This is a genomic window from Gemmatimonadales bacterium (assembly GCA_036279355.1).
Classification (GTDB): domain Bacteria; phylum Gemmatimonadota; class Gemmatimonadetes; order Gemmatimonadales; family GWC2-71-9; genus DASQPE01.
The window spans coordinates 21,638-42,840 of sequence record DASUJH010000033.1 but is presented as its reverse complement, the minus strand read 5'-3'; the positions used below and the strand labels follow the sequence as shown (position 1 = coordinate 42,840).

Genomic DNA, 21,203 nt, shown 5'->3' with positions numbered 1-21,203 from the left:
ACGGCGCCGCACGGCGTCCCCGCGTGCTGCCGCTCAGTCGTCCTTCTGGCCGAAGATGGCCATGTTGGAGGAATGGCCCGGGTTCACCTTGGCCTTGGGATTGATGTAGTGCACCGCGTTGTTGACCGCGATGCACGCCTCGCCCGCGCCGGTGGCGATGAGCTTGAGCTTGCCCGGATAGCTGGTGACGTCGCCGGCGGCGTAGATGCCCGGCACGTTCGTCGACATGACCTGGTCCACCTTGATGTCGGCCTTCTCGGTGTCGAGGCCCCATTCCTTGATGGCGCCGAGGTCGGAGTGAAAGCCGAGCAGCGGAATGATGGCGTCGACGTCGAGCGTGGCCTCTTCCCTGGTCTTGTTCTGGACCAGGGTGGCGCGCTCGAGCCGGTCTTCACCGTGGAGCGCCTTCACTTCCCAGAAGGTGCGCAGCTCGCAGCGGCCCGCGCGGGTGAGCTCGTGGACCTGGTCCACGGTGGCCTGATGGGCGCGGAAGGCGTCCCGGCGATGGATGACCATGATCGAGCGGGCGACGCCCTGCAGGTTCACGGCCCAGTCGAACGCCGAGTCGCCGCCACCCACGATGAGCACGCGCCGGCCGGCGAAGGTCTGCGGGTCGAGCACCTTGTAGTAGAGGCCGTTCTCCTCGAACCGCTCCTCGCCCTCGACGCCGAGCTTGCGCGGCTCGAAGGCGCCGATGCCGGCGCAGATCACGATGGTGCGCGAGTAGTACACGTTGTCGCTGGTCTCGAGCGCGAAGTGCGGGGGGCCGCCGTTTTCCTCCACGCGGTTCAGCCCCGTGACGATTTCGTTCAGGTGCACCGGCGTGCCGAACTGGAGCGCCTGCTCCGCCATGCCGGCCACCAGATCCTTGGCGAGCACCTTGGGAAATCCGGCGACGTCGAAGATGTACTTCTCCGGGTAGAGCGCCATGAGCTGGCCGCCGAGCGCGGGGAGCGCATCGACGATGCGGGCGGACGCGCCGCGCATCCCCGCGTAGAACGCGGCGAAGAGCCCCGTGGGCCCGCCGCCGATGATGCTGATGTCCCGTACGTCCCGCTCGGTCACTGCCGCTCCTTCGCTGGCGCGTGCGCCCCGCGCGTCCTGGTCGATATGTAGCGAGGCGGGTAAATATAAGCCCATGCACGACCCTCACGCATGAAGATCTACACCCGAACCGGCGACGCCGGCGACACCGGACTCTTCGGCGGCGGCCGGGTGCCCAAGGACGATCCGCGCGTCGCCGCCTACGGCGACGTGGACGAGCTCAACTCGGTGCTCGGCATGGCGCGCGCCACCGCGCCGGCCGAGTCGTTCGACGCGCTGCTCGAGTCTATTCAGCGCGACCTGTTCGCCATCGGCGGCCAGCTCGCGACCCCGGACCCCGCGCGCGTGGCCGGCGCCATCGCGAAAGCGGTGCTCCCCGACGCGCGCATCGCCGAGCTGGAGCAGGCCATCGACGCGGCCGACGCGGAGCTGCCGCCGCTCCGCGCCTTCGTGCTGCCGGGCGGCACGCCCAAGGCCGCAGTATTGCATCTCGCGCGCACCGTCTGTCGCCGCGCCGAGCGCGGCGTCGTGCGGCTCGCCCACGCGGCCGCCGGTCAGGAACAGCACATCGTCTATCTCAACCGCCTCTCCGATCTCCTCTTCACCCTGGCACGGCTCGCCAACCACCGCGCGGGCGCCGGCGACGTGACCTGGTGAGCGCGGTCGTCGTCCGCCACGCGCTCGGCAGCTATCCGGTGTACGTCGAGCCGGGCGTGCTCGGCCGGCTCGGCGCGCTGGCCGAATTGCACCTGCCCCGCCGGCTCGCGCTCATCACCGAGCACACAGTGCGCGCGCTGTTCGACGCGTGGCGCTCGGGCGCGCCGAGCGCCTGGCGTGCGCCGGACACCGCACCCGCGCTCCCGGTCTTTGCGGCCGAGCTGTGCGTGCCGGCCGGCGAGGCATCCAAGAGCCGAGCGGCGTGGGCAGAGTTGTCCGACGCGATGCTCCAGCGCGGCCTCGGGCGCGACAGCGCCGTCGTGGCGCTCGGCGGTGGTGTGATCGGCGACCTCGCTGGCTTCGTCGCCGCGACGTACCTGCGCGGCGTGCCGTGCATGCAGGCCCCAACGACACTCCTCGCCATGGTGGATGCGTCGGTCGGCGGCAAGACGGGCGTCGACACGCCGCACGGCAAGAATCTCATCGGCGCGTTCCACCCACCGGCCGCCGTTGTCGCCGATCCGCGCACGCTGCTCACGCTCGGCGCGCGCGAATTCCGCGCGGGGCTCGCCGAGGCGGTGAAGCACGGGCTCATCGCCGACCGCGAGTATTTCGAGTGGATCGATCGATCGGCCGAGCGGATCATGGCGCGCGAGCTCGGCACACTCACCGAGTTGGTCCGGCGGAGTGTCGAGATCAAGGCGGCGGTCGTGGGCGAGGATGAGCGGGAGGCGGGGCGGCGTGCGATCCTCAACGCGGGCCACACCGTGGCGCACGGTCTGGAGCACGCCTCCGATTACGCACTCCCGCACGGCGAGGCCGTGGCGCTCGGCCTCGTGGCCGAGTGCCGGCTCGCGGAGGCTCTGGGGATTGCCGACGATGGCCTCGCCCAGGGCGTGGCGGCGCTCCTCGCCCGGCTCGAGCTTCCGGTGTGGCTCGATCCGCCGCTCGCGCCCGAGCGCGTGCTTGCCGCGATGAGCGCCGACAAGAAGAACCGCGCCTCCGTCGTGCGCTTTGCGCTCCCCACTCGACTTGGCGCCATGCATCCGGGCGATGCATGGACCGCGGCGCCGCCGCCCGAGCTGGTCGCTGAGGCAATTGGCTACATCGGCCTCGGTCGCTCGCGCTAGCGCGGCCTTCCGCGTGTCGCGGCAGCTCGCGGTCCGCGTGGCCATCGCCGTTCTGGTCGGCGGCGTCGCGGGCCGCATCGCATGGTCGGATGGTCGGGCATCGATCGCGCCGCCGACTTCGACCAGTTCCACGCCGCGGCGCGCGCGCTCGCCGCCGGCACCGACCCATATCGCCTGTTTCCGAACGCGTGGTGGCCGTTCCATCTGTTTTACCCGCTGCCCGCCGTCCTGCTCGCGCTCCCGCTCGCATCGTTTGCGCTCCCAATCGCACGCGCCGCCTGGATCGGCCTGTCGGCGGCCGTCCTCTGCTTCGCGCTTTCGCGCGAGCGCTGGCGCCTGCTGACGCTCGCGAGCGGCAGCGCGGTGTTCGCGCTCGCGGCTGGCCAGTGGACGCCGCTCTGCCTGGCCGCGCTCTTCCTGCCCGCGATCTCGGGGCTCTGGATCGCCAAGCCCACGATCGGGCTTGCGGCGTTCATTGCGCGGCCCAATCGCGGCGCGGTGATCGGCGGGTTGCTGCTGCTCGCGGCCAGCCTGGCCATCATGCCCGCGTGGCCGCGCGCCTGGCTCCATTCACTCTCGGGCACGATCTCGGTGATTCCGCTCGCGCGGCCCGGTGGCTTTCTGCTGCTCGCAGCATTGGTGCGCTGGCGCCGCCCAGAAGCTCGGCTCCTCCTGGCGCTGGCCGCGGTGCCGCAGACGACGGCACTCTATGAAACACTCATGCTCTTCGCCGTTCCGCGCAGCCCGCGCGAGCTGGCGCTGCTCGGTGCCGCGAGTTGGGTGGCGCTGTACTTCGTTATCGGCATCCCCGGTCCGATCTCTGCCGCGGCGCTCACCGCGCGTGAGTGGCCGATCCTGCTCGCCTGCGTCTGGCTCCCGGCCCTGGCGCTCATCCTCTTGCGACCGAACCGGGCGGAGCCGGCGCCCTGGGCCGGGCTCCCGGCCGACCAGAAACCGCCCCGCTAGCCCTCCCCCGGGCCCCATCCGGGCCCCGATTTCCCGCCCCGGGAGTTTTCCCCATTCCGCGGACCCCGTGGACAAGAATCCGAAGCCCCTGCCTTGGAATTATTTGTGATGTGGACAACATTTGTTTCTTGACCGATTTGGGACCGTTTCCTATATTCGTGCGCCGCAATGGCTTAGGACATCAGTTTTCGCAGACTCCTCGTCGCCGGTCGGTCAACTCACCTTGGGGTTTACCATGACGCCTGTCCATCACGGGAGCCAACGCACGTCCTTCCGCCCTGCCCCGACCGGTGCCTTCGACCAATATCTCTTCGACATCCAGCGACTCCCGATGATCACCGACGCCGCCGAGGAAAAGCGCCTCGCCCGGCGCGCCCAGGCGGGCGATCAGGCGGCCGCCGAGCGGCTGGTGACCGCCAACCTGCGGTTCGTCATCTCCTACGTGAAGAAGTATCAGGGCCACGGGCTCGACCTCTCCGAGCTCGTCGCCATCGGCAACGAAGGGCTGCTCAAGGCCGTGAAGAAGTTCGACCCGGACCACGGCGTCAAATTCATTTCCTACGCCGTGTGGTGGGTCCGCCAGGCCGTCCTCAAGGCGCTCGCCGAGCAGACCCGCAGTGTCCGCGTACCGCTCAATCAGAACTCCGCCCTCATCAAGATGTCGCGCGCCGAAGGCTTCCTGGCCCAGGAGCTGGGACGGGAGCCGACCGATCACGAGGTGGCGCTGGCGCTCAACGACACGGTCGAGAACATCCGCGCCGCGCGCCGGATGACCGGCATCGAGGTATCGCTCGACGCGCCGGTGGAGCGGCAGGACCGCGGCTCCAGCACCTTCGGCGAGCGCGTGGCCGGCACCGGCGGCGGCGACATCGAGGAGCAGACCGACACCCGGCTTCGCCGCGAGTTCATCGATCGTCTCTTCGAGCGCCACCTCACCCCGCGCGAGCGCAAGATTCTCTCGCTCTACTACGGCCTCGAGGAAGGCTCCGAGGCGCTCACGCTGGAGCGCATCGGCGAGCTGCTCGGCGTCACCCGCGAGCGCATCCGGCAGATCCGCGAGCGCGCCTTCGAGAAGCTGCGCGACTCGCCGGACGTGAAGTCGCTCAAGGGAGTCTGGGTAGCGGCATAGCCCGCCCGGGGGAGTACGGCGGATTAGATTTTCCGCATGCTCCCCGGCTCAACTCTCGATCCCTCGCTCATCGACGCGCTCGGGCGCATCGTCGGTGACCGCTGGGTGCGGCATCGCCGCGCCGAGCTGGCCACGTTTGCGATGGACGGCCTGCCGACGCACGAGTCGCCCCCCGGAGCGGTCGTGATGCCCGCCGATCGCGACGAGGTGATCGAGGTGGTCCGCCTGCTGCACCTCCTCGGCGCGCCGTTCGTGGCGAGGGGCGCCGGCACCGGCCTCTCGGGCGGCGCGGTGGCCGATCCGGGCACGGTGCTCATTGCGCTCACCCGGATGAACCGCATCCTCCACGTCGATCGGAAGCGGCGCCGCGCGGTGGTTCAGCCCGGCGTCGTCAACGCCCGCCTCTCCGAGGCCATCGCGCCCCTCGGCCTCCAGTACGTCCCCGACCCGTCCAGCCAGGCCGCGTGCACCATCGGCGGCAACGTGGCCGAGAACGCGGGCGGACCGCACTGCCTCAAGTACGGCGTGACCACCAACCATGTCGTGGCGCTCGAGGTCGTGCTGCCCGATGCCACGGTGGTGCGACTCGGCTCGCGCCATGGCGAGCCGTGGGGGCCCGATCTCGTCGGCCTCTTCATCGGGAGCGAGGGAATGTTCGGCATCGCGACCGAGATCACGGTGCGCCTCGAGCCGATCCCGGCCGCGGTGCGCACGATGCTGGCCGACTTCGGGAGCGTGCGTGCGGCGAGCGAGGCGGTGAGCGCCATCATCGCGGCGGGCATCGTGCCCGCGGCGCTCGAGATGATGGATCAGGCATGCGTGGCCGCCGTGGAGTCTTCGATCTATGCGGCGGGCTATCCGACCGACGCGGCGGCCGTGCTGCTGGTGGAGGTGGACGGGCCGCCGGCGCAGGTCGAGGCGGAGTCCGGGCGGGTCGAGGCGCTGCTCACGGAGCACGGCGCCCGCACGGTGCGCGGCGCCACGGCTGCGGCCGAGCGCGCGCGGCTCTGGCAGGGACGGAAGAAGGCGTTCGGCGCCATGGGCCGCATCGCCCCCGACCTCGCGGTGCAGGACGCCGTGGTGCCCCGCTCGAGTCTCCCCGACATCCTCGACCGGATCGGCGAGATTCGCGACCGGCACGGGCTCAGCATCGCCAACGTCTTTCACGCGGGTGACGGCAACCTGCACCCGAACATCAATTTCGACCGCCGCGACCCGGAGCTCGCGCGCCGCGCGCGGGAGGCGAGCCGCGAGATCATGGCCGCATGCGTCGCCGCCGGCGGCAGCATCACCGGCGAGCACGGCGTCGGCAACGACAAGCTGGGCTACATGCCGCTCATATTCGACGCCGAGACGCTCGGCGCGATGCAGGCGGTGCGCCGGGTGTTCGATCCCACCGAGCGGGCCAACCCCGGCAAAGTCGTCCCCACACACGCCTGCCGCGAGTGGCGTGCGTTGCGCGAAGAAAGGCTGGCGGTGCCGTGAGCTTTGCCCGACTGCGCGCGCTCCTGGGTCCCGAGAGCGTGGACCGCGACCTCGACAACGTGCCGCGCGCCTCGCCCGCGTCGGTCGATGCGCTCGCGCTCGTCTGCCGACTGGCGCACGACGAAGGTTGGAAGATTCGGATCGAGGGCCACGCCACCTGGCAGGAGCCAGACGCGCCGGCCGATCTCGCGGTGAGCACCCGCGCGCTCGACTCCGTCCTCTCGGTGAGTCCCGCCGACCTCGTGGCGTCGGTGCAGGCCGGCGCCACCATGGACGAGATTCGCCGCGGGCTCGCGGAGCAGGGCGCCTGGCTCGCGATGGATCCGCCGGGCCGCCCGGAACGCAGCATCGGCTCGGTCGTGGCCACCGGCACCGCCGGCGCGCTCCGCCACGGCTTCGGCCCGATCCGGGACCACGTGCTGGGCTGCACGGTGGTGACCGGCGACGGCCGAGTGGTGCGCGCAGGTGGACGCGTGGTGAAGAACGTCGCGGGGTACGATCTCACCAAGCTCAACGTCGGCGGCTTCGGTGGCTTCGGGATCCTGGCCGAGCTGCACCTCCGGTTGCGCGCGGTGCCGGAACGCGACGTGACGCTGCTCCACCGCGGGAGCCGCGACGCGCTCACCTCGCTCGCGCGCGATCTCTCCGCGGCCGGCGTTACGGTCGCGGCGCTCGAGCTGCTTTCGCCGGCGCTCGCCGCCGATTCCGATTGGGTGCTCGCCGTGCGTCTCGTGGGCCTGGGCGATGCGCTGAGCCCCGAGATCGGGCGGGTGACGGGGCTTACCACCGCGACCGGCGGCGGCTGGGAGGCGCTCGCGAGCGACCGCACTGCCGGGTTCTGGGGACTGGCGCGCCGGGCAGCGCTCGGCGGCCCCACCACCATCCGCCTCGGCGCGCTGGCCGACGGGCTCGACGAGACCATCGATCTCGTCGGCCGCGAGCTGGATGAGGGCCTCATCTCGGCGGGCGCAGGTGTGGGACTCCTGCGCTGGACCGGCGATGCCCCGGTGGAGCGGCTGCGCGCGGTGCGCGGCGCTGCAGCGGCGCGCGAGGTGCCGCTCACAGTCGAGCGCGCTCCATGGGAGGTGCGGCAGGCGCTCGGCCACTTCGGCGCGTACCGCGAAGGGGTTGGTGTCCTGGTCGGTGGCCTGCGCGAGACGTTCGATCCGCTGCACAGCTTCCGGGTGACGCTCGAGGGCGTGGAGCGTGGCTGAGGTCGCAGCGCCGGACGGGGCCGCCACGGGCTACTCCGCGCTCGACCCCTGCGTTCATTGCGGTTTCTGTCTCCCGGCCTGCCCGACCTATCTCGCCACCGGCGACGAGGCGGACAGCCCGCGCGGCCGCATCGTGCTGATGCGCGCCTTGGAGCGCGGCGAGCTCGGCGCCGGCGACCCGGCTCTCGCCCAGCACCTCGACGCCTGCCTCGGATGCCGCGGCTGCGAACCCGCCTGCCCTTCCGGCGTGGGCTACGGCCGCGGCCTTGAGGCCGCGCGCGAACAGCTCTTCAACGCCCGCGGCCTCCCTCCGCTCGCGCGCCTGGTCCTCGCCATCTTCCGCCGCCGTGCGCTCTGGCGTCCGATCTTCATGGCGGCCCGCCTCGCGCGGTCGACGGGGGTTCCTGCCCGCGCCGCGGGCGCGGGCCGCGTCGGCTTCGCGATGGGCATGCTCGCGGCAACAAGAGGCTCACGGATAGGCGCGCACGCACCCTCCGAAGCTCGCTCGGGCGCGGCGCAGAAAGGGACGGGGGCTCCGGCGACAAACCGACAGTCGGCTCCGCCCCGGTCCCTTTCTGCGCCGCGCCCCCACAGCGATCTCGTCCGGCCGTCCGCCCGCCCATCCGTCGCCCTGTTCCGCGGCTGCGTGATGGACACGCTCTTCGCCCACGTCCACGCGGCCACCCGCCGCGTCCTGGAGGCGAACGGGTACCGCGTCATCGAGGTGCAGGGCCAGGCCTGCTGCGGCGCCCTGCACGAGCACGCCGGCGACCGCGCCGGAGCAGAGGCGCTCGCGCGCGCCAACCTGGCCGCGTTCACGGCCGGGTCGGCCGAGACCGACTTCGTCGCCGTCAACAGCGCCGGCTGCGGCGCCCTGCTCAAGGACTGCGGCCATCTCCTCGGCACCGACAAGGCCGAGCGGATGGCGGCGCGGGTGCGAGATGTCTCGGAGCTGCTGGCGGAGGCGGGGCCAAGGCGCGGCGCCCCGCTCCCGATCGACGTCGCGTACGACGCGCCCTGCCACTTGCAGCACGCGCAGCGCGTGCACGCGGCACCGCTCGCCGTGCTCGGCGCGATTCCGGAGCTCCGGCTCCGTGTCCTGCCCGGCTCCGACCGCTGCTGCGGCAGCGCGGGCATCTACTCGCTGCTGCACCCGGCGCTCGCGCGCGACGTGCTCGCGGCCAAGATCGCCAGCATCCGCGAGGCGGAGCCGCCGGTCGAGGTCGTGGCCAGCGGCAATCCGGGCTGCCTCATGCAGATCGGCGCCGGCCTTCGCGCGGCGGGGCTCCCGGTTCGCGTCGCCCACCCGGTCGAGCTGCTCGACGCCTCGTACGCGAAGGCGGCCGTGGCGTAGCGGGTCACGGTTTACCGCCGAGGGCCTCGCGTTTACCGTTGACCTATGTTCCGCGCCATTCTCTTCGACTTCAACGGCGTCATCATCGACGACGAGCCCCAGCACTGTGATGCGCTTATCGCCACGCTCGCGGAATACGGCGTGGCGCTGGACCGCGAGGAGTACTACCGCGATTATCTCGGATTCGACGACCGGGAGTGCTTCCGGTTCAGCTTTGCGCGCCACGGACGTCCGGCCGACGAGCGCGCGCTCGCCCGCGCCATCGAGCGTAAGGCCGGCCACTACGAGCGCGCCATCCGCCGCTCGATGACGCTGGTGCCGGGCGCCGTGGACTTCGTGCGCGCGGCGGCGCGGGAGGAAATCGCGCTCGCCATCGTCTCCGGCGCCCTCCGGCGGGAGATCGAGCTGGTGCTCGGTAAGGCCGGCATCCGCGATCACTTTGCGCACGTCGTAGCTGCCGAAGACGTGCCGGCGTGCAAGCCCGATCCGCGAGGATTTCGCTCGGCCTGTCTGGCGCTCGATCTCCCGGCCGCGCGCTGCGTGGCGATCGAGGATTCGCTCCCCGGTCTCGCGGCCGCGAAGGCGGCCGGTCTCCGCTGTGCCATGCTCGCCACCTCGCATGCGCGCGAGCTGCTGGCCGGCGCGGACGCGGTCTGGGATGACTTCACCGGCCGCACGCCCGCCGACCTTCCGTGGGCCCATGCGGTCGCTTGAGCTGAGCGCCGGGCGCGCGCGGGTCGACCGGCTGCGGCACGGCGCCGTGGTGGTGGAGAGCGAGCCCGCGGTCTTCCGGATCGAAGGAACGGGGGCGCTTACCTGCCTCCAGGGGCTCCTCACCAACGACCTCATCAAGCCGGGCGACCACAGCCTGGTGTACGGCGCGCTCCTCACGCCCAAGGGCATGATCGTGGTGGACTACTGGGTGATCCGCGAGCCCGACCGGTTTACCCTCGTGGCGCCGCCCGCGGGCCGGGAGGCATCGCTCGATCTCTTCCGCCGGCAGATCCCGCCGCGGCTCGCGCGGGTGGACGATCTCACCGGTGAGGTCGCGGCCGCGTGGCTCCTCGGTGGCCAGGCGTTTCCGCTGCTCGCCCGCTCGGCGGTGCGTCCGATCCCCGAGGCCGCGGGGCGGGTCACGGCGGTGGACACCACTGCGGGGCCCGTCCTCCTGGCACTCGCGCACGAATCGGCGCCGTTCAGCGCGCTCGCTGTGGGTCCCGCCGCGGCCATGCGCACGCTCGTCGCGTCGCTCACGGCTGCCGGCGCCGCGACCGGAACGCTCGACGATCTCGATGCCGCCCGCGTGCTCGCCGGCTGGCCCACGCTCGGCGCCGAGATCGACGAGCGCACGCTGCCGCAGGAGGTGCGCTTCGACGAGATCGGCGGCGTCTCTTACACCAAGGGCTGTTACGTGGGACAGGAGACGGTGGCGCGGCTCCATTTCCGGGGCCACACCAACCGGGAGCTGCGTGGACTGGTGTGGACCGGCGCCGACCCGCTGGCCGACAGCGCGATCGTGGCCGACGGACGCGAGGTCGGCACGGTGCGCTCCACCCTGGCGCTCGATGACCGGATCATCGGCCTCGCGCCGATCAGGCGGGAAGTGGAGGTCGGCGCGGACGTAATGGCCGGCGGCCGGAACGCTACCGTGGTGGCGCTCCCGTTCGCGCCGGACGATCTGGATCGGGGACGGGTGGCGTAACGCCCCGCTGGCGCATCACGGAATGCGAGCGGGCCCCGGAACGGATTCCGGGGCCCGCCAAAGCCGGGTGGACGCGCCGCCCGGCTGGATGCTCGCGAGACAGTTACATCTTGGTCGTGTCGCGCGCCATCGTGCTGTCGTGCATCATGGTGCTGTCGTTCATCATCATGCCCGACGAGTCACCCGCCGCCGGAGCCATCTCGGACGACGACGGCGTCGCGGCCTTTTCCTTACTGCCGCAGGCGGCCAGCACAAGCACCGCCGCCAGGAACAGACTCTTCTTCATGCGTCGCTCCTTCAGCTTTCGTGGGTGATCCAGCGAGCAGCGTGACCGTTGAGATGCATTCGTCGTCGTCGCCGCGGCCGGAAGGCCGCCGGAAACGGACCGATTGATCGCCAAGGTATACGGCGAGCGAAGCTAATCCGCCCACGCCGTTTGTCAAGCGGATTGTGGGCTCCATGCTCTTGTCCCGGACCGGCTTGCCCTCGCGGCGCCGTTCCGCCACGTTCCGCAGTGTGAGTGATACCAGTCAGGATCAAGCCAGTGAAAGCGAAGTCGAACATGATCGAACCCCGCACCTTCGGCGAGCTCAAGAACAGCCCATGGGCGGCGCCCCCGCTGCGCGGCCGCCAGATTCGTGACGAGCTGCGCGCCAACCTGCTCGAGCGGCTGGAGCAGGGCGACGCCCTCTTTCCCGGCATCGTGGGCTACGACGACACCATCGTCCCCCAGCTCGTCAATGCGCTGCTCGCCCGGCACCACTTCATCCTGCTGGGTCTCCGGGGACAGGCCAAGAGCCGCATCCTCCGGCAGCTGACCGAGCTGCTCGACGAGCGGATCCCGATCGTGGCCGGGAGCGAGGTGAACGACGATCCCTTCGCGCCGATCTCCAAGTTCGCCCGCGGGCGGCTGGCCGAGTGCGGCGACGCCACGCCGATCGCCTGGCTCGGCCGCGGCGACCGCTACGTGGAGAAGCTCGCTACGCCCGACGTGACGATCGCCGACATCATCGGCGACCTCGACCCGATCAAGGCAGCGCGCGGTGGCCACCTGCTCTCGGACGAGCTCACCATGCACTTCGGGCTCCTGCCGCGCGCTAACCGCGGCATCTTCGCCATCAACGAGCTGCCCGATCTGAGCGGCAAGGTCCAGGTGGGTCTCTTCAACATCATGCAGGAGGGCGACGTCCAGATCAAAGGCTATCCGGTGCGCCTTCCGCTCGACGTGTTGCTCGCCTTCACCGCGAATCCCGAGGACTACACCGCGCGCGGCACGATCATCACGCCGCTCAAGGACCGGATCGGCTCCGAGATCGTCACCCACTATCCCCGCACCGTGCAGCTCGGCATGGAGATCACGGCACAGGAGGCGTGGACCGGACGCGGCGTGCCGGTCAAGATTCCCGATTTCATCTGCGAGCTGGTCGAGCGGATCGCCTTCGAGGCGCGGGAGGACAAGCGGGTGGACCGGCGCTCCGGCGTGAGCCAGCGGCTGCCGATCAGCGTGATCGAGAACCTGGTCTCCAACGCCGAGCGCCGCGCACGGGCGTACGGCGAGCCGTGCGTCGTGCCGCGGGTGAGCGACGTGTACGCGGCAGTTCCCTCGATCACCGGCAAGCTCGAGCTGGAGTACGAGGGCGAGCTGCAAGGGGGCGACACGATCGCGCGCGAGCTCATCCGCCGCGCGGCCGGTCGGGTGCTGGAGGAGCGCCTGGGCGGCGCCGACCTGGGGCGCATCGTCGCGTGGTTCGACGGCGGCGGGGCGCTCAAGGTGGCGGGGGACGAGCGGACCGACGTCTGCCTCAAGGGATTCGGCGTCGTGCCCGGGCTTCTCACCATCGTGGCGGACGGCGGACTCGCACCCGCGAGCGACAAGGCGACGACGGTGGCCGGGTGCGAGCTGGTGCTCGAAGGGCTGGCGGCGCAGAAGCGGATCAGCCGGAGCGAGGAGCTGGGCTATACGCGCGCGAAGCCGGAGCGGCGGGAGCCGGGATATGGGAAGGGCGGACTGAGCTTCGGGTAGGCGGGCAGGTCGCCGGCGGAAATCGCGCTGGCGGAGCGGGGCAAAAAGGGGAGCGGGGGCGGAACCGACTGTGTGCTTGTCGGCGGAGCCCCGCTCCCCTTTTTGTCCCGCTCCGATGCAGGCTTCTGCTGGCCCGCCCGTCCGCCTGTCCGCCTGTCCGCCACCCCTCACCGCCATCCGCGGCGGCGCGCCTCACCCACCACTACGTCCACCGCCCCATCGAGCCCCAACCGCTCCGCGTTCACCACGACGTCGTAGTTGCTGGCGTCGGTCCAGTCTCGGCCGTAGTTGTCCCGATGATACCTCGCGCGGTGGGCGTCCATCTGGGTCACGATGCGCTCGGCCTCCTTTGCGTCCACGCTCAGGCGCTCCATTGTCGTGCGGACGCGGAAGGGGCGCGAAGCTACCACCTTGACGTGCAGCGCGTCGCGCTCGCGCGCGAGCACCGCCGGCGCCGCGCGGCCCACGAGCACCACGCGCCCCTCGGCGGCGACCTCGGCCACCACCGTCTCGGTGATGCGCACCAGGTCCTGCTCGGCCAGCTCCGGCACGGTGCCGTTGGGTGGGGGGAAAAGCTCGGGCGTGCCGGAAGCGAGCACCCGCGCGAGCCGCTCGATGAAGCTCGGCACGCGCTCTTCCAGCTCGGCCACGTCTTCGGGCGGGAGGCCCGCGCGGCGTGCGATCCGCTCGAGCAGCTCGTTGTCCACCACCCGCCAGTCGAGCGCGCCGGCCACTCGCTCCGCCACGGCGGAGCCACCGGCGCCGTACTGGCGGGAGACGGTGATCAGCATGTCACAAAGGTACCGGCCGCCGAACGGGGCGTAAGAGCCGCCGGCCCACCAGCATGTACCGGACGACGCATGCCGCGGTCATGAAGCACGCGAGCCCGCCGAGCCCGATCGACCAGCGCACGCCCGCGTGCTCCGATACCCAGCCCGCCTGGAATGCGCCGAACGGAGCGAGACCCAGCACGAGGAAGGAGTAGATGCCCATGACGCGGCCGCGGAGGTGGTCAGGCGCTTCGGTCTGCAGCATGGTGTTGGCGAGAATGCCGGCCACGCCCATGGACCACCCGGCCACCGTGAAGAGCACGAGAGCCGGCCCGAGGCGCGGCACCATTGCCGCGCCACTGAGCGACACACCGAAGGTGAGCGAACCGCCGAAGAGCATCCGCCCCGGGCGCAACCGGCTGCCGAAGCCCGCGAGGAAGAGCGCGGCGATGGCGGCCCCGACACCGACCGAGGCCAGGAGCGCCGCGTAGCCCGACGCGCCGAGGTGCAGCGCGTCGCGCGCGAAGACGGGCATCATGACGATGAACGGGTAGCCGAAGAGGCTGAAGCTTCCGATCAGGATCACGAGCGCCCGCGGCCAGCGGTGCGCCCAGATGTAGCGCAGCCCCTCGAGCATGGCCGTCACCGCGCCGATCTCCTGCTGCACCGGGCGCCGTTTAGTCCGCATCATGATGAGGCCCGCGATCACGGCGAGGTAGCTCAGCGCATTGGCGAAGAAGCACGCCGCGAGGCCCAGCGCGGCGATGAGCGCGGCCGCCACCGCGGGCCCGATCACCCGCGCCACGTTGAACGCCGACGAATTGAGCGCGATCGCGTTCATCAGGTCGTCCCGCCCCACCAGCTCGACGAGAAACGCCTGCCGGGTGGGCACCTCGAACGCCGAGAGCAGCCCGAAGAAGATGGCGAGGCCCATCACCCACGGCACGGTGATCCAGTGGAACGCGGTGAGGGTGCCGAACGCGAGCGCCTCGCACAGCATGAGCGACTGGAGCCCGAGCACGAATTTGCGCTTGTCCACCCGGTCCGCCACCACGCCGCCGAAGAGCGTGAAGAAAAGGATCGGCAGCGCGCCAAGCGCCGTCACCAGACCCACGGCAAAGGGCGAGTTGGTGAGCTCGAGCACGAGCCATCCCTGCGCCACCTGCTCCATCCAGGTGCCGCAGAGCGAAATGAACTGGCCGATCAGGAAGAGCCGGAAATTGCGGTGCCGCAGCGCGGCGAACGTCGACCGAAACCGCAGCGCGGCTGCCCGGGAAAGCGCGGGTGCAAAGGTGGACACGCGACAACACTAACCGGAAGGCAACGCCCAGCGGGAGCGGCACCGGCGCAGCCTCCAACCGCCCGACCGCCTGTCCGCCCGACCGCCTGTCCGCATTGTCCCCCCGCCCCCCGCGTCACTACCTTGCGAGCAGGAGGCCCGATGCGCTTTACCACCTACTCCAAGTACATCCCCGAGCTGGCCGACGCGGTCAACCTGCAGGGGCTGCTCGACCAGCTAAGTGATTTCCTGCTCCAGTCCGGCTTTGCCGGCGGGCAGGGCCATTCGTTCTGGCAGGACGAGATGGGCGACGGCGAGCGCTCGCTCGACGCGTTGAAGCAGGCCGTGCTGCAGGCGCTCATGGACTCGGGCCAGCTCACGCCCGACATGCTCAAGGTGCTGCGCGGCGAGAGCACGGGCGACCCCGAGCGCGACCGCCAGATCGAGCGCGACCTGGGCGAGCTGCTCGACAAGATCGTGCAGCGGCTCATCGACGAAGGCTACCTCAACGTGAGCGAGGCGCCGCAGGTGCCCGGCGGCTATCAATCGATGTTCGGCCCCGGCGGGCAGGCGCAGGCGGCGGCGCAGCAGGTGCAGTTCAACCTCACCGAGAAAGGCATCGACTTCCTCGGCTACAAGACGCTCAAAAACCTGCTCGGCAGCATCGGCAAGTCGAGCTTCGGCGCGCACGAAACCCCATACCTCGCCACCGGCGTCGAAGCGGAGGGCGTGAGCAAGCCGTATGAGTTCGGCGACGTGCTCAACCTCGACGTGCCCGCGACGCTCACGAGCGCCATCGCGCGCGAAGGGCTGGGCGTGCCGCTCAACCTGGAATACGCGGACCTCATGGTGAGCCAGTCGGAGTACCGCTCGTCATCAGCGACGGTGCTGATGCTCGACTGCTCCCACTCGATGATCCTCTACGGTGAGGACCGGTTCACGCCGGCCAAGAAGGTCGCGCTGGCGCTCACGCACCTCATCCGCACCCAGTTTCCAGGCGACAGCCTCCGGGTGGTGCTGTTCCACGATTCGGCGGAGGAGATTCCGCTGAGCGCGCTGGCGACCGCGCAGGTGGGGCCGTATCACACGAACACCGCGGAGGGATTGAAGCACGCGCGCCGCATCCTGCTCGGGCAGAAGAAGGACATGCGGCAGATCATCATGATCACCGACGGCAAGCCCAGCGCGCTCACCATGCCGGACGGCCGGATCTACGTGAACTCGATGGGCCTCGACCCGCAGATCCTGGCGGCCACCTACCGCGAGGTGGCCAACTGCCGCCGCAGCGGCATCATGATCAACACCTTCATGCTGGCGCGCGACCGGAGCCTGGTGGAATTCGTCAAGCAGGTGGCCGCCATCTGCCGGGGCAAGGCGTACTTCACCAACACGATGACGTTGGGCCAGTTCATCCTGATGGACTTCATGAAGCGGAAGACGCGGCGGGTGAGCTGAAGCCTACCGCGGCCCTGGCCCGGCCGTGTGCGGAATTCCTCCCACCACCCGCTTGTAGTACCGCCCCGGCCGGATTTCGCCGTTCGGCCCATCCAACCCGTTGATCACCGCAAGCTCGGCCAGCGGAATGCTCGACGGATACCGCTGGTCGAATTCCTTGAGCGTCATCGCGTCGTTCACCCGCACCAGCTCGACCCGCGCCGGCTGCACGTTGATCGCCGCCGGATCGGTGAGCGGCCGGAAGCTGCCGATCGTCTGGCGGAAGGTCTGGTCGTACTGGCTCAGATTGCCCGCGCCCGTGTATCCCAGAATCCCGTAGGTCGTGTTGTTGTACGAGAGGAAAGACACCAGCCCCTCGATCTGCCCCTCCTGGGTCTGTGCCGTGAAGTAGCTCGAGGTGACCGGCAGGCCGTTGACGGTTTCGCTTGCATTGCGCCCCGGCTGGATGCCCTGCTGCGAGAGGAACTGCTGCGCCGCCTGCTCGGGCGACACCTTGCCCGCGAGCTGGAGCTGGATCATGGCATCCTGGTTCGGGCTCACCGCGACCACGGCGGCCGGCGTGTTCTGCCTCTGCCACCCGTTGGGGAACGTGAGCTGGAAGCGCAGGTCGGGGTGCAGGAATGCATTGCCCTGGAAGTAGCCCTGGCGCGGGTCCTCGCCGTAGACGATGCCCTTGATGTGCTCGAGGTAGCCCTCGCGATTCACCGTGAGATTGCTGAGGTCGGCGTGCAGCGTGTCGAGGCGCTGCTCGGTCGCCTGGATCCGGTCTTCCGGTGCGGGGTGGGTTGACGCCCACTCGGGCAATTTGCCGGCCGTGGAGTCGAGCTGGCTTTCGCCCTCGAGCACCTGGAACATGTTGAGCATCTGGCGCACGTCCCAGCCGCCGTGCAGCGCGTAGCGGAAGCCCGCCTTGTCGGCCTGGCTCTCGTCGTCCCGGCTGTACTTGAGAAAGAGCAGCTGGAGCCCGCTATTGAGCAGCCCGGCAAACTGCTGCAGGCCGGGCTTGAGGATCATCCCGATGCCGAGCCCGAGCGAGAAGAGCTGCTGCTTGCTGATCTGCTGCACGGTGTGGCGGTTGGTGACGTGTCCGATCTCGTGGCCCACGACGGTAGCAAGCTCCGCCTCGTTGCTGATTGCCCCCATGAGCCCGCGGGTCACGTAGATGAATCCGCCGGGCAACGCGAAGGCGTTCACCGAGGCGTCGTTCACGACGTGAAACTCCCAGGGGAGCTGCGGGCGCTCGGACGCGTGCGCCATCTTGAGTCCGATCTGCGATACGTATGACTGCAGCGCCGGATCGTCGTAAAAGCCGATGCTCTGCTGCACCTGCTGCGCCGCCTCCTTGCCCATTTCGATTTCCTGGGACTCGGAGATGAGCGACAGCTCGGATTTGCCGGTGACGGGATTGGTGGCGCACGCGACCGTGGCGAGCGCGGCGGCGGCGAACGCGGTGCGGACGTGCATGGCGGCCTCGGCGTCGGGTGTCCGGTACCTGGCCCGGAATGTACAAAGCACCGGGCCGGGACGCTGTGACCCGCGTCCCGGCCCGCTGCTCCGACCCAACTGCGTGCCGCCGGGCGCCCGGCGCCCGCCGGCGCTACGGTTTGCGCCGCACCGGCCCCGGCGGCTTTGCGGCCGCCTTGCCGCCCCGGGCCGCCGCCGTATCGGGCGCGGACGTGGTGTCGGGCGCCGGCTGCATCGCCTGATTGGGCCGCTCGGCCACGCTCAGCGTGCCGAACCCGTGTGAATCCACGCCGAACCCCGCGCGCGCGGCGCCGCTCTGGTCGGCAAAGACGAGGGTGGACGACCCGTCGTCCGAGAGTCCGAGCACCGTCCGCGTGGTTCCGTTCCGGTCGGCCAGGGTGAGCGTGGTCGTCTGGTCCGGCAGGATGCCGACCACGGCGCGCGGATGCCCATCACGGTCGGTGAGCGTGAGCCCGGGCGAGCCGTTGCCGAGCAGCGCGAGCGCCACGCTGGCCTTGCCGGCGGAGTCCTGCAGGATGAAGCGCAGCGCGCCCTGCTTGTCCACGCCCCAGGCGCCGCGTATCTGGCCCTGCGCATCGCGCAGCAGGAACTGGCGCGACTCGATCACGTCGGCGATGCTGCCCGGAATGCCGTGCCGGGCGCTCACGATGACGAGCGCCGCCGCGATGCCGAGCAGCACGCCGGTCCCCACCAGCAGGTACGTCCCGTAGCGGCGCAGGGTCTCGTTGTCGCGCTCGACTTCGTTGATCCGCTCGATCATGCCTCGCTCGAGCTCGTGCATCAGCGCCTTGAGCTCGCGCGTCATGTCGGTGGTGGTAGGCTCGGTCATCGGGAGCTCCCGGCCGGCTGGCGGCCGCGGCCGCGCTCAGTGAGTGCGGGTCGGATCGAGGAAGTAGGAGACGCACGCCCGGTCGAGCAGGTCGCGCCGGAGCGCCGGGGGCTCCTCGAGGTACTTTGCGATGTCCATGAGGTGCGCCACGAGGTCGCGCGGATGGCAGTTGCGCGCCGGGATGCCGCGACGCCCGTAGTACTCCTCGTACACGTGATCCACCGCGGCCGGTACGTAGGTGAGCCCTGCCGCGGCGCAGCAGCGGCGGAAGATCTCGTCGTACTGGTCCCGGCGCGGGTCGCCGATATGGAGCTTGTAATGGATGCGGCGGAGAAACGCCTCCTCCACCAGCTCCTTCGGCTCCAGGTTGGTCGCGAAGATGAGCAGGCAGTCGAACGGCAGCGGAAACTTCCCGCCCGTGTGCAGAGTGAGGAAGTCGACCCGCTTCTCCAGCGGCACGATCCAGCGGTTGAGCAGGTCCCTCGGCGGCACCCGCTGGCGGCCGAAGTCGTCGATGATGAGCACGCCGCCGTTGGCCTTGGCCTGGAACGGCGCCTGGTAGAGCTTGGCGTGCGGGTCGTACCGCAGATCGAGTTGGTCGAGGGTGAGCTCGCCGCCGGTGAGCACGATGGGTCGCCGCACCTTCGCGTAGCGGCGGTCGTGCCCGTCTCCCTGGTGCAGCCAGAGGTCCTCCATGCCCAGCGCCGAGTCACCGGCGCCCTCGATGGGACGATGGTACACCGGATCGTGCACCACCATGATCTGCCCGTCCACCTCGACCGCGTACGGCACGTAGAGTACGCCGCCCAGCATGGACGCGATCGCGTCGGCGATGGCGCTCTTGCCATTGCCGGGGTGCCCGTAGAGGAAGAGCGACTTGGCCGAGTTGATCGCCGGCCCGAGCGCGTCGAGCACCTCGTCGTCCAGCACCATATGGGCGAAGCCCGTGCGCATGGCCGCCGGATTGTAGCGCGTGTGCACGACCGACTGCGCCACGATCGACGCCGTGTACTGCGCGAGCGGCACCGGCGCCGGCCCCACGTACTGGCTCGACTCCAGCGCACCGCGGGCCCGGTCGCGTCCCTCGCCCGCCACCTCGTACCGATAGCTCGCCCGGTTGGTGCCGGTGGTGCCGCGCACCTCGATGAACCGCCGCTGTTGCAGCGTGAGCAGCTCGTCGTCCACCAGCGCGAACGGCAGCGCCACGGCTTCGGCCAGCTCGTGTCCGGTACGCACGCCTTGCACGTACAGGGTCTTGAGCAGCAGATCGCGCACGAGCTCGACCGAGAGGCCGGTGTCGGCGAGCGTGTCGGGCATGGGGGGCACGGCGGGCCGCTCGAGCGGCGCCGTGGGCGAGGCGAACGTGGCGGTCGTCATACCGAGCCCTCCAGGACGATCGGGTCTCCGTTGGCGGTGCCGGTGGCATCGAGCGTCCCTGCCGGCAGCTCGACGGCGCACGCGGCGGCGCGGTGCCACCGGGAGCGGCGGCCCGGCGCCAGCGGGCGGTAGCTCGCCACCACCCGGCCCTCGCGGTCGAGGAATGCCACGTCGAGCGGATACGGCATGCCGTACATGTGAACCGACCGGCAGGGCGAAAGGACCAGGCCCTCGCCGCGGGCGGGCGCGGGCCGTCCGAGCTGACCGCGGAGCCGGGCCCACCAGGTGTCGGCCACGCGCACCCGATCGCCCAGCTCGGCGCCCATCCGCGCGTTCACGACCCGCACCGATCGCATGGCCGGCTCATATGTGCAGGTTGTTGAACATCCGGAAGATCACGATCACCGAGGGCCCGAGCACGACGGCGAACATCGCCGGAAACACGAACAGCACGAGCGGGAAGACCAGCTTGATCGTCGTCTTGGCCGCGGCCTCCTCGGCTCGCTGGCGCCGCTTGGTGCGAAGCGTGTCCGCCTGGACCCGGAGCGCCGTGGCGATCGAGGTGCCGAACCGCTCGGTCTGGATCATCATGCCGACGAGCGAGCGGATGTCGGCCAGGCCGGTGCGATCGGCGAAGTGCTTGAGCGCTTCCTCGCGCGGGGTGCCGGCGCGGATCTCGAGGTTGGCGAGGGTCAGCTCCTCCGACATGATCGAGCTCACGTGGTCGATTTCGTCGGCCACGCGGGTGAGCGCCTGGTTGATGCCGAGGCCCGCTTCGACGCAAACCACCAGCAGGTCGAGCATGTCCGGGAGCGCGAGCTGCACCTCCTTCTGCCGGCGCTTGAGCTGGCTCCGCACGACGAAGGTCGGCAGGATCCAACCGAGTCCGCCGAGCCAGAGCGCGGCGAGCCCCACCTGCGTGGGGTGGGCGCCCAGAACCGGGAGCACGAGGAGCGCGCCGAGCCCGAGGCCAGCTCCGAGGATGACGCGCAGGGCCCAGTAGATCGGCAGCGCCGCCGGGTCGGAGTAACCGGCCTGGATCAGGAACTGGCGCACTTCGCCCGTGTCGCCACGCCGCGACTCCACTCGTTCGCCCAGGACCTGGAGCAGGCTGCGGAGCCGTTCGCTCCGGGCCTGGCGCCGGCGGCGCGCGAGGGTGTCGAGCCCGCCGTCCGTGCGGCGGAACTGGTCGAGCCGCTCCACCACCACCGCCGCGCGGTTGGGCGTGAACTGCACGAAGCTCAGCACCAGGAGCGCGACCGCCGCCGCCGTCAGGACCGCAATGAGGATCAGCATGGGCGTCC

The 21,203-nt window shown here is 70.4% G+C and carries 20 protein-coding genes; 11 read left to right on the top strand and 9 right to left on the bottom strand.

Annotated elements, in window-relative coordinates; translation table 11 throughout:
* Positions 1-33: 33 nt before the first annotated feature.
* Positions 34-1,065, bottom strand: a complete 1,032-nt coding sequence (locus tag VFW66_09010; GenBank protein HEX5386824.1) for an NAD(P)/FAD-dependent oxidoreductase — start codon at positions 1,063-1,065, stop codon at positions 34-36.
* Between the two features lie 90 nt (positions 1,066-1,155).
* Here VFW66_09010 and VFW66_09005 point away from each other — a divergent pair, with 90 nt between their 5' ends.
* The 9 genes from VFW66_09005 (at position 1,156) to VFW66_08965 (ending at position 10,681) form a co-directional block, all read left to right on the top strand.
* On the top strand, positions 1,156-1,701 hold the full coding sequence (locus tag VFW66_09005) for a cob(I)yrinic acid a,c-diamide adenosyltransferase (protein ID HEX5386823.1): 546 nt from the start codon (positions 1,156-1,158) through the stop codon (positions 1,699-1,701).
* Complete coding sequence (gene aroB / locus VFW66_09000) at positions 1,698-2,831, top strand: 3-dehydroquinate synthase (protein ID HEX5386822.1); 1,134 nt, start codon at positions 1,698-1,700, stop codon at positions 2,829-2,831. The genes VFW66_09005 and aroB overlap by 4 nt, the downstream gene beginning before the upstream one ends.
* An 81-nt stretch (positions 2,832-2,912) precedes the next feature.
* Positions 2,913-3,797, top strand: a complete 885-nt coding sequence (locus VFW66_08995; protein HEX5386821.1) for a hypothetical protein — start codon at positions 2,913-2,915, stop codon at positions 3,795-3,797.
* A gap of 235 nt (positions 3,798-4,032) precedes the next feature.
* Positions 4,033-4,926 carry an RNA polymerase sigma factor RpoD/SigA gene (locus VFW66_08990; protein ID HEX5386820.1) on the top strand — a complete coding sequence of 298 codons (894 nt, stop codon included), beginning with the start codon at positions 4,033-4,035 and terminating at the stop codon, positions 4,924-4,926.
* A 36-nt stretch (positions 4,927-4,962) separates the two neighbouring features.
* Positions 4,963-6,411, top strand: coding sequence for an FAD-linked oxidase C-terminal domain-containing protein (locus VFW66_08985; GenBank protein ID HEX5386819.1), 1,449 nt, complete (start codon positions 4,963-4,965; stop codon positions 6,409-6,411).
* A complete protein-coding gene (locus VFW66_08980) occupies positions 6,408-7,625 on the top strand; it encodes an FAD-binding oxidoreductase (protein ID HEX5386818.1) in 1,218 nt (405 codons plus the stop codon). Before VFW66_08985 ends, VFW66_08980 begins: the two co-directional genes overlap by 4 nt.
* Positions 7,618-8,979 carry a heterodisulfide reductase-related iron-sulfur binding cluster gene (locus VFW66_08975; GenBank protein ID HEX5386817.1) on the top strand — a complete coding sequence of 454 codons (1,362 nt, stop codon included), beginning with the start codon at positions 7,618-7,620 and terminating at the stop codon, positions 8,977-8,979. The genes VFW66_08980 and VFW66_08975 overlap by 8 nt, the downstream gene beginning before the upstream one ends.
* A gap of 45 nt (positions 8,980-9,024) precedes the next feature.
* Positions 9,025-9,693, top strand: coding sequence for an HAD family phosphatase (locus VFW66_08970; protein ID HEX5386816.1), 669 nt, complete (start codon positions 9,025-9,027; stop codon positions 9,691-9,693).
* Positions 9,680-10,681, top strand: a complete 1,002-nt coding sequence (locus tag VFW66_08965; GenBank protein HEX5386815.1) for a hypothetical protein — start codon at positions 9,680-9,682, stop codon at positions 10,679-10,681. The genes VFW66_08970 and VFW66_08965 overlap by 14 nt, the downstream gene beginning before the upstream one ends.
* A gap of 103 nt (positions 10,682-10,784) precedes the next feature.
* Here VFW66_08965 and VFW66_08960 read toward each other — a convergent pair whose 3' ends face one another.
* The gene (locus tag VFW66_08960) at positions 10,785-10,967 is read right to left on the bottom strand and encodes a hypothetical protein (GenBank protein HEX5386814.1); all 183 of its coding nucleotides are present in this window, start codon (positions 10,965-10,967) and stop codon (positions 10,785-10,787) included.
* Positions 10,968-11,243: 276 nt separating this feature from the next.
* On the opposite strand from VFW66_08960, the gene VFW66_08955 reads away from it, so the two are divergent.
* Positions 11,244-12,704, top strand: a complete 1,461-nt coding sequence (locus tag VFW66_08955) for a magnesium chelatase (protein ID HEX5386813.1) — start codon at positions 11,244-11,246, stop codon at positions 12,702-12,704.
* Positions 12,705-12,871: 167 nt separating this feature from the next.
* Here the strand turns inward: VFW66_08955 and VFW66_08950 are convergent, their stop codons facing one another.
* Complete coding sequence (locus VFW66_08950; protein HEX5386812.1) at positions 12,872-13,495, bottom strand: cytidylate kinase-like family protein; 624 nt, start codon at positions 13,493-13,495, stop codon at positions 12,872-12,874.
* Position 13,496: 1 nt separating this feature from the next.
* Complete coding sequence (locus tag VFW66_08945) at positions 13,497-14,774, bottom strand: MFS transporter (protein HEX5386811.1); 1,278 nt, start codon at positions 14,772-14,774, stop codon at positions 13,497-13,499.
* Positions 14,775-14,915: 141 nt separating this feature from the next.
* Here VFW66_08945 and VFW66_08940 point away from each other — a divergent pair, with 141 nt between their 5' ends.
* The gene (locus VFW66_08940) at positions 14,916-16,208 is read left to right on the top strand and encodes a VWA domain-containing protein (protein ID HEX5386810.1); all 1,293 of its coding nucleotides are present in this window, start codon (positions 14,916-14,918) and stop codon (positions 16,206-16,208) included.
* A gap of 3 nt (positions 16,209-16,211) precedes the next feature.
* Here the strand turns inward: VFW66_08940 and VFW66_08935 are convergent, their stop codons facing one another.
* The 5 genes from VFW66_08935 to VFW66_08915 all read right to left on the bottom strand — a co-directional run bounded on the left by VFW66_08935 (position 16,212) and on the right by VFW66_08915 (position 21,195).
* Positions 16,212-17,672 carry a M48 family metalloprotease gene (locus VFW66_08935; GenBank protein HEX5386809.1) on the bottom strand — a complete coding sequence of 487 codons (1,461 nt, stop codon included), beginning with the start codon at positions 17,670-17,672 and terminating at the stop codon, positions 16,212-16,214.
* 133 nt (positions 17,673-17,805) lie between these two features.
* The gene (locus tag VFW66_08930; GenBank protein HEX5386808.1) at positions 17,806-18,522 is read right to left on the bottom strand and encodes a hypothetical protein; all 717 of its coding nucleotides are present in this window, start codon (positions 18,520-18,522) and stop codon (positions 17,806-17,808) included.
* 36 nt (positions 18,523-18,558) lie between these two features.
* Positions 18,559-19,899, bottom strand: a complete 1,341-nt coding sequence (locus VFW66_08925) for a hypothetical protein (protein HEX5386807.1) — start codon at positions 19,897-19,899, stop codon at positions 18,559-18,561.
* Positions 19,896-20,255 carry a DUF192 domain-containing protein gene (locus VFW66_08920; GenBank protein HEX5386806.1) on the bottom strand — a complete coding sequence of 120 codons (360 nt, stop codon included), beginning with the start codon at positions 20,253-20,255 and terminating at the stop codon, positions 19,896-19,898. Before VFW66_08920 ends, VFW66_08925 begins: the two co-directional genes overlap by 4 nt.
* Before the next feature lie 7 nt (positions 20,256-20,262).
* The gene (locus VFW66_08915; GenBank protein HEX5386805.1) at positions 20,263-21,195 is read right to left on the bottom strand and encodes a type II secretion system F family protein; all 933 of its coding nucleotides are present in this window, start codon (positions 21,193-21,195) and stop codon (positions 20,263-20,265) included.
* Between the last annotated feature and the right edge of the window lie 8 nt (positions 21,196-21,203).